Source organism: Agrobacterium sp. rho-13.3 (genome assembly GCF_033957765.2).
GTDB lineage: Bacteria > Pseudomonadota > Alphaproteobacteria > Rhizobiales > Rhizobiaceae > Agrobacterium.
The window spans coordinates 102,490-114,360 of the sequence record NZ_CP192776.1; the positions used below are offsets into that span (position 1 = coordinate 102,490).

The window sequence follows — 11,871 nt, forward strand, 5'->3', positions numbered from 1 at the left end:
CTACGTAGGCGACAAGGGGGAGCAAGCCCCCTGTATAAGTCGATGTGCGATGAGACGCTGGCGAGGTCACACCATCGCCAGCCTACTTGTCTTCAAGCCGCTTCCCATACTTGGTTCAGTATTTTGGCTGCAAGTGCTGCCTTGTCCTGTGGAAGGAAACGTCCGTAATGCTGCTGAACCATCTCCGGCGTATCCTGAATGGCGTAGCTCGCCTGCTCATATGAGCCGGTGAGTTTCAGAATGTGCGTTGCCAATACGTCCCGAACATTATGAGGTCCGTGCGGCAGCAAGCCACTGATCGCTCCGCGACCCGTATACGGGTTATAGATGCCGTAGCGTTGGATGATGAGACGCCAAGCTTCATAGAACGTTGTCTGATTATAGGCCGCGTCAGCGCTCGATAGCTTGACTGTCTTGACGAAGAACGTACCCGGATCATCTGCATTGCCGAGCAGAACCTTTCGATGACGCTCGATGTAGGCATTGATGTAGTAATAGAGATCCAGCAGGTCAGGCAGGATCAGCCTGAATGGCTTCGATCCGAAGAACGACGAGTTGGCATTTTTAAATGCGACCGATGGGATCAGCACCTCCCAGCCATTCTCTCTCTCACTCCATCGAATTTCTCCGCGCCGCATTTCTTCCAGACGCCTTTCGGACGTGGGGAAATGGCCGCGTGGGCAAAACAGCAGTTGTCGCAGATTCTTTTGTCGCAAGCCTAGATGAAGTCCTAGCCTCAACATCAGAAACGAGCGTACGGATTCTGCAGCAGTTCTTGGGTATCGGTCTCTATCAGGCATACGGAGAAGGATTTCGTCCGTAATCTTGCGATATTCTGCCAGAGGGCTCGGTGCCTCCAGCACGCACATGATCGGCTCGAACGGGTCTCGGTGAACCCGCATCACTCGCTGGATTTCCCTGATGCGGTTCCGTGCGTGGGAATGAAACGCATCGCAACAGGCATGCCAATCGCGCCGGGCGAAGGTAATCTCCTCTTTCGTAACCAAGCCATTCACCGGTACTACGCGCTCGATGAGTTCGGGATGTTGCCTTATCCATCCGGTTTCCTCCCTGGTGAGCGACAGTGAGATGCTGAGCATGTCCGCTTCCCATGCCGTGTAAAAGCCGCGTCGCCGCTCACGCCATTGTAGATACCAATCCCAGACACCTGGAAAAACGAGGAGGCCGAAGGTCAACGCGCTCAGCGGCACGCCTCTGCCAGCGACTTCGCCTTCTGGTGACGCAGCGAGAGCGCCAAACATCAACCCAAGATGTTCGAGCTTCTGAGATGCCGTCTCTTCACCCCATACTCCATTGCGTTTGAAGCCGACTGCCGTCAACGTTGCGGTCTTGAAAGACATCAGATTGGCCATTTCAAGCCTCAAGTGTGCAGGGGCGTCGATTACCCCGGAAAGCATATCTGGGTCTCCCAGTTCGTCTTCAGATACTTCGACCACTTTGCGGGGCGATGTCATCGGCCTGTGCGAGCCGCCATACGTCACACCAGGGAAGCGGATCGCATAACGTTGCTTCGTCGCCAGCGCCTGATAACGACGGTAGTCCGTCGCACCGGTCAAGATAACGCGCCTGACCCATTCGAGGATTTCCGCACGTTTTTCCTGCGGCAATAAGTTGAAATCATCCGGCAGATGCCATGCCAGACGTCGACGCTCTGCGGGCGACACATCGTCACCGACGTCATATCCGACGCCTGCGCGAGACTGATGCGGAAGCTTCTCCTTGAAGTAACCGAGTGGCAGTCGGTACCGCCGCTCTATTCGATTGAGAATTTCCAGGTTTGCCACACTGCGCGGCACCTTCGTTCCCTTCAACCAGCTCAACAATGTCGTTGCTTCAAGAGCGTCACCGTCTCGGAATATGGCGCGATGCAAATGGTAATAGGTCTCACCGAAACGGTCGATATGGAATTGGAGAGCAGCCTGAAAAGACACCGGTTCGTCGTAGGTCTCGAAAAGCGGTCCCGGGAACTCTTCGATGGGTTTAGGTTTCGGGCCAGGTTTAAGGCGATGGCTGGCTTTTGCCGTTGTAGGGGTGCGTTGATTTGGGAGATTTTTTGCGGGGCTGTGTGTCTTTGTTGCCTTGCGGGTGATCGAGGGCTTTTTATCGCTTGGCCCTGTTTCAGCGAGCCAGCGTGAGATGGCGTCGAAACCGTACTGCGCAACTCTCCTGAGTTCTGCTGATGTTTGCTCAAGACCACTCGCAAGCGAGATTTCTTCCCAGTTGATATGCCTGCCGAGCATTGGAGGAGGCATCCGGTCGTCAATGAGACCGATCATGTATTCCGAAAGTGCGCGAAGTTGTCTTGCGTGTGCGAGCGGTGCCAACTTCATTTCGCAGAAGCTGGATATCTTGCGCCGAAAGACGATTGCCGATTGATCTATGCTCATTCAGGTTTCCCTTGCAGATTACAGCCCAGCCCGGGGGCGGCTTCCTAAGGGAATGAGGTTAACGAGGCATTAATACGCTGATTGAGTTGACGCGACTAAGCCGAAGAGGTGTGTTTTGCTTTCCGGAGGAAGCGACATCGCGAATTCTAACACCTCCTGATTAAGCTCCTCTGGACAATTGGTTCACCGGAAGACCCACAATCAGCTCATATGCTGTGCTGCGGCCTCCAGCTTCTCCTTTTCGTAGGATGCCTTTCTCCAACAGGTCTGCAATGTCGCGGGACGCCGTATCTTGAGATGCGTTCGTCAGCTTCGCCCACTTCGTCGATGTGAGCTTGCCTTCGAAGTTGCCCTCTAGCAACCTGTTGAGGACCTTGGCTTGTCGCGGGTTAAGATCATGCGCAGCATGCTTTTGCCAAAAGTCATTCTTCAGCATGACGTTGTCAAGAGTTGCTAGCGCACCTTCAACAGCGTTGCCCAAACGATCCAAGAACCAGTCAACCCAGCTCGTTATGTCGAGAGATTCATTGCTGGTGATTAATTGCAGGGCTTCGTAATAGCCAGTGCGCGACCTCTCGATAGCGGCGGACATAGAGTAAAGTCTCTGTGCCCCACCACCACTCCGTGCAAGTGTCATGTCGGCGATTGCACGGGTAATGCGACCGTTGCCATCCCCGAAAGGATGGATGGCAACGAACCAAAGGTGGGCGACAGCCGCTTTTACGAGAGGATCGAGATCATGCGTTTCGTTGAACCATTCGAGGAAGGTCGACATCTCACGCTCTAAGCGATCTGCCGGCGGCGCGACATAGTGAACTTTCTCGTATCCGAATGCGCCTGACACGATTTCCATACGACCGCCTGAGTCGTCACGCCAATCTCCGACACGCAGCTTGTGACCCCATTCGTTTCGTCCGGTCGGAAACAGTGCTGCATGCCATTGAAATAGCCGCTCTGCCGTCAGTGGGTGTGAGCAATTGATCGTGGCGTCGAGAGTGATATGGACAATGCCCTCAACAGAGCGGTTCGGCGTCACGAAGCCATCGATGTCGATACCGAGCCGTCGGGCTAACGATGATCGGACCTGCTGTTCATCCAAGCGCTCCCCTTCGATCGCCGACGATTTGACGACGTCGTCCGTCAGCGCCTGCAGGAACGTTGCCTCGCGTGTGCGAAACCCGAGGCTCTCAACGCGGCCGATGAGGCGCCCCTGATCGAGGCGTACGGCTGAAATCCTCGATGCCAAGCGCTCGAGCTTCCATCGGAACTTCGGCCATTGAGAGGCTTGCCAGATATACACCATAGTTCAGAGTACGCTCCGGATGCGGAGAATAGCAAGCTTAATCTCCGCAATTATGCGGATTTTATCGTACTTAATCTCCGCACGGCGCTTCAATTCCCGAGCTTACTGGTGCGCCCTGCAGCAACAACACCGTTCAGTGACAGTCAATCTTGTTCCTCAAATGTGCCCGGGTTGGAGCGTCGCGGATCCGCTGTAGGCCGATTTTGAGGCAACAATGGAATGCTAGTTACCAGTATAATATATCAGAGGTTAGCTGATCTCTCTTAGGCCAACGGTTCATATGCCATCAAGAGCCATATCTCACTATTCGATGCCGTGACTTGGCGGTGGATTTGAAATGAACTTATACTGACAGCCGTGAGCGCCAAACTCCAGTTAACGTTGATTGATGTGGTATTATTCGAGCCACTCATTATGGAACGTTAGGCTGGAAACGGAGACCACTTTTCCCGTTGCATTACGCACTTTCACCGAAATGATGGCGCGTTGTTCAATCGGCATTTCATCCCGTGCCAGATCAACAAGGATACGAGTGACCTCACGCTTCACCGCATCGCGCGAACTCAGGTCCAAACCTTCGTGGTCGGTCGTCGGCCCGTCGCCATTGTGTAGGTCAAAGAAATATCGAGACATGTTGGACTCCACGAGATTGCATCGTAAAGATTTGCGGGTGAGAGATGTTCCATCGCATCGCGGACGAGAACGCCAATGTCAGGAAGTTTTAGGAGACGCTATTGATCGAAAAACTGCTTTTAAATCTGAGAAGCCACGACGTCGTAACGGTGGACGAAGAGGCAGCACTCTTTGAGGTGATTACCAGAACCGCTTTGTTCCAGACTGGCGATGACATCGTCGCTCAAGGAAGCAGGCCTCGCCATAGCACTCTGCTTCTGGATGGCTTTTCGGCTCGCTATAAAATCCTTGAAGATGGCAGCAGGCAGATCACGGCATTGCATGTTCCAGGAGACTTCGTCGACCTGCACGCGTTCACCTTGAAAACGATGGATCATGGAATCGTCGCTATGTCGGTGTGCAAAGTGGCTTTTGCTGAGCACAGCGATCTACAAAAAATTACCGAAACCCAGCCCCATTTGACGCGGCTGCTTTGGTTGGACACCATCGTTGACGGCGCAATTCATCGCGAATGGATCGTCGCAATGGGGCGACGTTCAAAGAAATCTCATCTCGCGCATCTGATCTGCGAGCTTTATCTCCGTCTGCAGGTCGTTGGCCTTGTCGAAGGGTGGAGTTTTCGGCTTCCGCTGTCCCAAGGTGAGATAGCAGATGTGCTCGGACTGTCGCTTGTTCATTTGAACAAGACCTTGCAACTCTTGCGCCAGGACGGGGTTATTCGATGGGAGAACAAGACAGTGGAGATTCTAAGGTGGGAGGAACTTGCGCAACTAGCTGAATTTGATGCGACCTATCTGAGCCTGACAGTTGAGCCAAGATAACAGCTTCTCACCTTTTGCCGAGGAAAGCCCTTTCCCTCCGCCCGACCCGCCCACGCAACTGATATTGAGACAGTTCCTCGTACATCAATCAGTCGTACACTGACGTTTATCGTCGATGGTTCGAATCCACTCAAGGCGAGTCGACTTGAAAATTCTTGATCGTACGTTAGATGCCTATGAAATGCAGAGCGCGGCCATAGGGTCTGGGTTTTGACGCTCAGAGGTAAGCCGCAGCAGCTCCTCTTGGCTACAGCGCGAGGGGTCGCCGAGCGTGACACATTCTAATCAATCGCCGAAGAGGATGGTGCCATAGTCCATGGCACCATGCAGAATATGAATGATGACTACCTTTTCATTGTCAACGCGGTAGAAGATCAGGTAGTCGCCGTGAAATCGTCGACGAATTCTGTGACGTTCATAGCGCGGGACGAGGGAGAAGCCGCTGGGGTTATCGGCGAGTTCTTCACATTTGCCCCGTAGTTCCCGGATGAATGAGAGGGCGCGCCGTGGATTGCGCTCAGCAATATAATCGACGATTTGCTCAAGATCGTTCTCGGCCTCATCCGAAAACTCGAGGATCATGCCGATTTTTCGGCCTTGTCAGCCATCGCACGATATTTCGTGTCGAGACGACTGAAGACTTCGCTTGCCGGCTTAGTCCGACCAGCGTCCGCATCAGCGATGCCGCGCATTATGGATGCATCCAGCGCAACTAGCCGGGTCTCGCGGTCTTGAACCAGTCGAACACCTTCACGCAGGACTTCGCTTTTCGATCCGTAGCGACCTGTGTTAACGAGCTGCTGAATGTAGCTTTCTAGCTGCTTTCCCAGATCGGCGCTGATCATGCTGTCCTCCATCATGTTGTGGCGACAGCAATATACGCGTTTATCAACTATTATCAAGGAGAGGCATATTTGTTCTTTCTGTACGGCTCGGCTGTGACCATTCGTGCCTCCACGATCGGCGGTATCGCCAGAGGATCCTGCTGACAAGAAATTCGACAACGCCGTGGTCGCACTGTCCTTTGCGCTACGACATACCTAGAGTTTAACCAATGTGTCATCGGTTCGATTCACATCTGCTTCACCAAGCTGACCCCAGTCTGGACCTGCGAACCGGAAGCAGCGATCAGGGTCTTGATCTCCTTTGCGGCTGTCGCCGAACGTTGCGCGAGTTCGCGAACTTCCTGGGCAACGACAGCAAACCCTTTTCCGGCTTCACCTGCGCGAGCAGCTTCAACACCGGCATTCAAGGCCAGCAGGTTGGTCTGGAACGCGATCTCATCAATAACAGAGATGATGTTGCCCATTTCACCTGCGGATTTCTCTATGGCCATCATGGCCTGTACGGCGTCCTGCATCAATTCGCCCGAACGTTCGACGCCGCTTCGCGCTTTCTCAACCAGCTTGCCTGCGTCGTCAGCGCGTTTGGCTGAATCCCTTACGGTCGTGGTGATCTGTTCCAGCGCTGCAGCGGTTTCCTCGACAGATGCAGCCTGCTGTTCCGTGCGTCTCGACAGATCGTCAGCGGCGGATCTGATTTCATTTGCACCAGCATCGATGCCAGCCGCATTCTGTCCAACGGATTTCAAAACCGAGTGGAGTTTTTCGACAGATCCGTTGAAGTTAGAGCGAAGTTCGTCAAGCGTGCCAGTGAAAGGGGTCCGGAGCCGGTGAGAGACGTTCCCATTTGCCAGAGCTTCCAGACCCCCGCGGAGCGCGTCGACTGCAAACTTTGTATTCGCTGCATCTTCTGCTTTCTTCTTTTCCCGCTCCAGTCTTTCGCTTTCAGACAAGGCACGGTCAGCATCTGTCTGTTTTTCGAGACGATCCTTTTCGATTGCATTGTCACGGAAGACCGCGACTGCCGACGCCATGCTGCCGAGCTCATCACGTCGATCGGCACCTGGAACGACCTCATCGACCTTTCCAGAAGCAAGCGACATCATCCGTGAACGCAGACGCTCGATCGGAGACGTGATTTCGCGTTTCGTAACAAACACGGCCAAGAAAAGCGTAAGCGAAAATACCCCGGCGAGGGTGAGAAGGGTGTAAAGGATGGTGTCGCTCGTCTTTTCGGAGAGTTCTGCGGACCTGGTCTTGATGCCATCGCTGGCGCCATTGATCCAGGTTCTCATCTCACCGATCGTCTTGGCAGCTTTCTCGTCAGCCTGAACGAGCAGCGCTTTCGCTTCCGCATCGCGATTGGCCGAGCCTGCCGCTACCGCCTTGTCGGTGATCTCGATGATCGATTCAGCCTGAGACTGGAGGCTGCCAAGCGTCTGGCTTTCTTCTGGAAGCAGCTTTTCGGCATTATCGATCAGTTCGTGAAGTCTGGTCTTGCTTGCAGCGTAGTCATCCGTCGCTCTCTTCATTCCTGCCGTGCCAGCGTCGTAAAGGAAGACTTGATACGCATCATAGACGATTGCAACCAGGCGCTGGCTGGCGATCGCCATATCGATCTCCGCGTTGCCGTCACTGGAGATGAAGTCGGTGTACTCGGTGTCGGCGGATTTAAAGTTGCTGGAGACATAGAGAGCCCCTCCGATGCCGATCAGGCATGTGGGAAGGACCAGAGACAGGACTTTCGTCCTGATCCGGAGGTTTTGCATGAGTGACATGATGACACTTCCATGGACAGAGGTCGGAGACGTACAAAAAGGGGTGAACATCATCGTCCGCGTTTTAGAGCGGCTTCTGCCGTTCGCGCCTCTACCCCAAGATTATGTGAGATAATATTCGCTCAAAACATTAAAGTGTTGTTAAGCTTATTTTGGGTTGAAATGACAGTTCCCGGTGGCATTTAAAACAACTCTAAATAAACGTTTTCTGCTATATCCGACTAGGTAGTTGGCTTTAGCGTCATATTCCTCTGTAGCGGTGCAGTGCGTTAGAAGCGGTCTGAATTGAGTTCTTCTCAGGCCCGGATCACCGCGGGGCCGAGTCCCAGAAGTATGAGCCTTGGCTATATCTCGGGATCGAGCTGGGGGTATTTGGGGTAGGTCTGGATTGAGCCGCGTTCGATTCCTATCAAGGCGAACCTACTGATCTTCCAGATTCACATCCACTTCGGAACATCGACACGCTGATAATCGCGCAGTTTTCCGATCAACAGCGATGCAGTCTCATCGACGGACACCGAGTGGCGGTGAGCCAGCGGCAGGAATTTCGTTTCCACCATATGATCGATGAACGCGAGAAAGGTATCGAAGAAGCCTGCTGTCGTTTGGCAGTTAACCGTGAGATTGCGGCGGTTGTTTACCCATTTGGCACTTAATTTGAGATTCTACCGGCCTAGAACCTCAAATTAAGTGCAACTGTGACGATCCAAGCGACTGATGTGAACAGTCTAGGATATCTTCTATGGCGCTGTCGAAGCGGGCTTTGTTCTCACCCATCATGTGGCCACTCAGCATGCGAAGCATTTCGGGCCCGGCATGCTGTACAATGGCGACACCTGCCAAGAGGGCAGGGCGCAAACACATGGGCAAGATCGGGCTTGCTGGGCTCGGAAGTTTGCTGACTTCCGTCTGCATAACTTCGTCGAGATCAGGAATGATCACACCTAGCACCCTATAGCCCGAAGGTTCGTAAGCGGGAAGCGACGTTGGAACGCGCCGCATCAGCAGGAGACGGGCAATCTCACTCGGTGATACCCAGTTTTGGATACCATGCTCAGCCTCGTTGTCGAGCATTTCTTCCCCCATCAGCGCTGCATCGTGATAGCCGCCGAAGAGAGCGGGGCCGTCACGCCCGCCAATTGTCCGTAGTGTGCCTCCACAAAGCGGGCAGGTAATCCGCCAGCCAAAGAACTGGCTTCGAAGTATAACGGGCATTCCGTCTGCCGCTCGGCGGCAGCAAGAGCATGACTGTCGAGGTTCGCTTGCGATCATTCGCCGTGATGACTGCGGAATATCTGAGAACGTCATGCCGCGGACCGTATCAGGCTCGATCGAGAATATGTGGGCAATGCGGACGACCTGATCTTCTGTGAGGTTCAGATCGGCGGCTCGTAATGATCGCAAATCGGGGAGGCAATGCTGAAGCATGGCCAAGGGAGAAGTTGCATAGAATGCCGCATGTCGGGCAATCCACGACGACAAAAGCTCATCCGCGCACGGCGCCAGCCTTATCGGTAATCGCCGTTCGTATACGTTCGTCTTCATGCGAACGCTGCGTCGGCGTCGAATTCTGGCTCCCATTTCTCAATGGCTTCGTCAGTAATCCGCTCTCTTCCGCTTTCGATTGCCTCGACGGCCAGTGAGTTGACAATGTGGAAGATGTTGGCGGTGATGCCTTCGGTCACTTGCAGTATTCGCCGCAGAGATTTCGCGGTTAGCACCGATGGATGCCGCAATGGAGTATTGCGCAATATCAAGGCGACCAACATTTCGAATTGCTCATTTGCAGCCCAGCGGCTCAGTGTGAACAGTTCGAAACGCCGCGCCAATTGTACATCGCCACCAATGGTTTCACGGGCGTCATTGACCCCGAAGCAGACGAGCGAGATATTGAGGCGGTTGCAAGGAAGCGCAATGTATTAAGGACGATGCGTTGCTCGCGATATGTTCCGGCGAGAATGTTGTGCAGCTCGTCAATTACCGGCACTTGCACGCCGATTGCTTTCATGATGCGCAACGCCGCTTGCTCCATTTGGGCGATGTCCGCACGCGGCCGCTGCGGTGCGCCGAGGAGGGTCAGAAGTTCCGCATAAAACCGTCTCTCGCCAGGTCGGCTGGTCATCCCCATGGCGAGGACCGGTGTCTTCAATCTGCCCGTAAGCGAATTGAAACTTGGTGAGTGTTGGTCACGGAAACGCTCCATGATCATTGTTTTGCCCATTCCGCTATCACCGTATATCGCGATCGAAGGCATTCGCGTTCCGCGTGGATGATCGACCAAGAGGTTAAGGCGATCAAGCACCTGTTTGGCACGAGGATAAACCAGCCAGCGACGTGATCTTACGGCGCGGATGCGCTGGTTGTCCGCTTCACCGAGCAGTGCCGCTGCGGTTACAGTCAGGTGGGAGATTTCTGTGTTCATGCCAGCTCACTCCATGTCCTCGTCGAAAGCCACAGGTTTGCTGGAGTCGATCCCCCCGAAGCGAGCCCCAACCGCTGTCATCCACTTTCGTTTTTGAGCTGGCAGTGCGGCCTCGTCGTACTGTCGCTGTCGCCTTCATTGCTGCATCCACCAGTTTGCATTGCTCAATCGCTGTACCAACAATCGTAAGGGTGTTGATCTCTCTCCGCCCTTTCGCCAGCAGAGTACGCCTCGCAGCCAGTGCTTCGTGAAGAGTTACTGAGGCCAAGGTAAGATTGGCGTAACGGGCTTCCACGAAGTTGCCGATGGTCGCCGCACGAACACGCGAGACATATATATCCCTTGGGTCGTATTTGATGAGCAGTCGGCTATTCGTCCTTCCTACGTCGGCGCTTAGCGCTGCCGACCAGTAGCGCAGTCCAAAGAGATGGATCCCAGTTGGCTGCAGTGCGCGCTCTTGCTCTGGCGGGAATGTCAGCCAAAAATGCATGCGGTCTTGCGGCACGCAGTGGAATTTCACCCTCGTGCTCGCGCCATACCGCGATGGGCGGGCGGCCCAAAGTGCGGTGGATTGAGTGATGGTAGTTACCTACAATATCGAGGGCGATGTATCGCTTGAGCTCGCGCAGAGTCAGCGCCGAATGCCGCTTCAATCGTATTCGCCAAGCTTCTGTGCATTGCTGAAAGTAGTGCCGGGTAGCAAGTGGAGACTTCCCATTTGGGTGCCAATCAGCCGCTCGATATGCCCGCCGAAGCTCGGTTCGCCCGGCGGTCGCCAGTCGATCGCTACGCCAGCATCATCGCATCCCCTCTTAAAAGCGCGGCTCCTACAGTCGCTGCCGTTCTCGACATGTAGTGTCTCAGGGAGGCCGGCGACCGGCCACGGCTTAATTATCTCGGCGCTCTCGTAACCAAGGCGATTTGTCAAAAACGGAGTGTAGTAAGCACAAACTGGTCGAAAGTCGGGAGGGGGCGTCCATCGTGAGGTAGAACCCTGTTACCATCCGACTGCAGACATCCATTGCCAGAGTTAGCCAGGCCTCCCGATGGGTAGACGCGTCTCCTCGTCGACGACAAAGATATCTGCTTTCGTATGGTCGACTTGGACGATCTGAAGTGGACGCGAGGCTGTGAGCCCTCCCCGCACGGCCGTTGTCCGCTTCACGATTTCGGCTTCGCCTCGTCGTTTCGCGCGTTTGTGAAGGTCGATGTCCTCGAGACGAGTTTTGATCGTCCGGCGATGGGGCGGTTTTAGCCCAGCCGAGACGCAGTTCGTTCGGATATCTCGAACCAGTTGAGAGATGCCTGGACGGTTTTTTGTCAGATAATACCGATTTATCGTGGTGCGGATGATTTCCTCTCGCTTGCCGTCGAGCATCCTGCGGCCGTCAGGCCGGCCGGGTTTGCGCTCCACGAGCGACATTACCGTTCCTCCAGCTCGAAATAGCTTGGTAAGACGGAATGCAGTTGCCCGACTGACTTCAAGTTCGGCAGCCAGAAGCGTCATATCCCCGGCTGAAACCTTGCCTGATCGACGTATCAGAAATCCTCGGATGGCCTCGGCTCGTCGACATGCCTCATCCCAAAGCGCTTCGTCAACCTCATCAGGGAATGGATCAGTCATGCAGAAACACCGTCGATTGCGTCGACGAATGAATCTCACA

General features: G+C 54.3%; 10 protein-coding genes and 1 pseudogene. 1 reads left to right on the top strand and 10 read right to left on the bottom strand.

Annotated features, from left to right (window positions below; all coding sequences use genetic code 11):
• Positions 1–92: 92 nt before the first annotated feature.
• The 3 genes from RMR16_RS23855 to RMR16_RS23865 all read right to left on the bottom strand — a co-directional run bounded on the left by RMR16_RS23855 (position 93) and on the right by RMR16_RS23865 (position 4,344).
• The gene (locus RMR16_RS23855; RefSeq protein WP_432355510.1) at positions 93–2,408 is read right to left on the bottom strand and encodes a hypothetical protein; all 2,316 of its coding nucleotides are present in this window, start codon (positions 2,406–2,408) and stop codon (positions 93–95) included.
• 160 nt (positions 2,409–2,568) lie between these two features.
• On the bottom strand, positions 2,569–3,711 hold the full coding sequence (locus tag RMR16_RS23860; protein ID WP_320202248.1) for a Fic family protein: 1,143 nt from the start codon (positions 3,709–3,711) through the stop codon (positions 2,569–2,571).
• Positions 3,712–4,107: 396 nt separating this feature from the next.
• Complete coding sequence (locus RMR16_RS23865; RefSeq protein WP_320202247.1) at positions 4,108–4,344, bottom strand: DUF6894 family protein; 237 nt, start codon at positions 4,342–4,344, stop codon at positions 4,108–4,110.
• 101 nt (positions 4,345–4,445) lie between these two features.
• Here RMR16_RS23865 and RMR16_RS23870 point away from each other — a divergent pair, with 101 nt between their 5' ends.
• On the top strand, positions 4,446–5,165 hold the full coding sequence (locus tag RMR16_RS23870; protein WP_320202246.1) for a Crp/Fnr family transcriptional regulator: 720 nt from the start codon (positions 4,446–4,448) through the stop codon (positions 5,163–5,165).
• Between the two features lie 285 nt (positions 5,166–5,450).
• Here the strand turns inward: RMR16_RS23870 and RMR16_RS23875 are convergent, their stop codons facing one another.
• The 7 genes and pseudogenes from RMR16_RS23875 to RMR16_RS23905 form a co-directional block, all read right to left on the bottom strand.
• The gene (locus tag RMR16_RS23875; RefSeq protein WP_320202245.1) at positions 5,451–5,747 is read right to left on the bottom strand and encodes a type II toxin-antitoxin system RelE/ParE family toxin; all 297 of its coding nucleotides are present in this window, start codon (positions 5,745–5,747) and stop codon (positions 5,451–5,453) included.
• Entirely contained in the window at positions 5,744–6,010 is a 267-nt protein-coding gene (locus RMR16_RS23880) for a type II toxin-antitoxin system ParD family antitoxin (protein WP_320202244.1), read from the bottom strand. Before RMR16_RS23880 ends, RMR16_RS23875 begins: the two co-directional genes overlap by 4 nt.
• Positions 6,011–6,237: 227 nt before the next feature.
• A complete protein-coding gene (locus tag RMR16_RS23885) occupies positions 6,238–7,785 on the bottom strand; it encodes a methyl-accepting chemotaxis protein (RefSeq protein ID WP_432355514.1) in 1,548 nt (515 codons plus the stop codon).
• A 681-nt stretch (positions 7,786–8,466) separates the two neighbouring features.
• The gene (locus RMR16_RS23890; protein ID WP_320202195.1) at positions 8,467–9,330 is read right to left on the bottom strand and encodes a TniQ family protein; all 864 of its coding nucleotides are present in this window, start codon (positions 9,328–9,330) and stop codon (positions 8,467–8,469) included.
• Positions 9,327–10,207 (bottom strand): annotated as a pseudogene (locus RMR16_RS23895) (TniB family NTP-binding protein). Before RMR16_RS23895 ends, RMR16_RS23890 begins: the two are co-directional and overlap by 4 nt.
• Positions 10,155–10,697 carry a Mu transposase C-terminal domain-containing protein gene (locus RMR16_RS23900; RefSeq protein WP_320202194.1) on the bottom strand — a complete coding sequence of 181 codons (543 nt, stop codon included), beginning with the start codon at positions 10,695–10,697 and terminating at the stop codon, positions 10,155–10,157. Before RMR16_RS23900 ends, RMR16_RS23895 begins: the two are co-directional and overlap by 53 nt.
• 540 nt (positions 10,698–11,237) lie before the next feature.
• A complete protein-coding gene (locus tag RMR16_RS23905; RefSeq protein ID WP_320202193.1) occupies positions 11,238–11,831 on the bottom strand; it encodes a hypothetical protein in 594 nt (197 codons plus the stop codon).
• Positions 11,832–11,871: the final 40 nt, after the last annotated feature.

Coding starts and splice junctions, on each gene's coding strand:
- RMR16_RS23855 (WP_432355510.1), bottom strand. CDS start 2,408: ATGAGCATAGATCAATCGGCAATCGTCTTTCGGCGCAAGATATCCAGC.
- RMR16_RS23860 (WP_320202248.1), bottom strand. CDS start 3,711: ATGGTGTATATCTGGCAAGCCTCTCAATGGCCGAAGTTCCGATGGAAG.
- RMR16_RS23865 (WP_320202247.1), bottom strand. CDS start 4,344: ATGTCTCGATATTTCTTTGACCTACACAATGGCGACGGGCCGACGACC.
- RMR16_RS23875 (WP_320202245.1), bottom strand. CDS start 5,747: ATGATCCTCGAGTTTTCGGATGAGGCCGAGAACGATCTTGAGCAAATC.
- RMR16_RS23880 (WP_320202244.1), bottom strand. CDS start 6,010: ATGATCAGCGCCGATCTGGGAAAGCAGCTAGAAAGCTACATTCAGCAG.
- RMR16_RS23885 (WP_432355514.1), bottom strand. CDS start 7,785: ATGTCACTCATGCAAAACCTCCGGATCAGGACGAAAGTCCTGTCTCTG.
- RMR16_RS23890 (WP_320202195.1), bottom strand. CDS start 9,330: ATGAAGACGAACGTATACGAACGGCGATTACCGATAAGGCTGGCGCCG.
- RMR16_RS23900 (WP_320202194.1), bottom strand. CDS start 10,697: ATGCATTTTTGGCTGACATTCCCGCCAGAGCAAGAGCGCGCACTGCAG.
- RMR16_RS23905 (WP_320202193.1), bottom strand. CDS start 11,831: ATGACTGATCCATTCCCTGATGAGGTTGACGAAGCGCTTTGGGATGAG.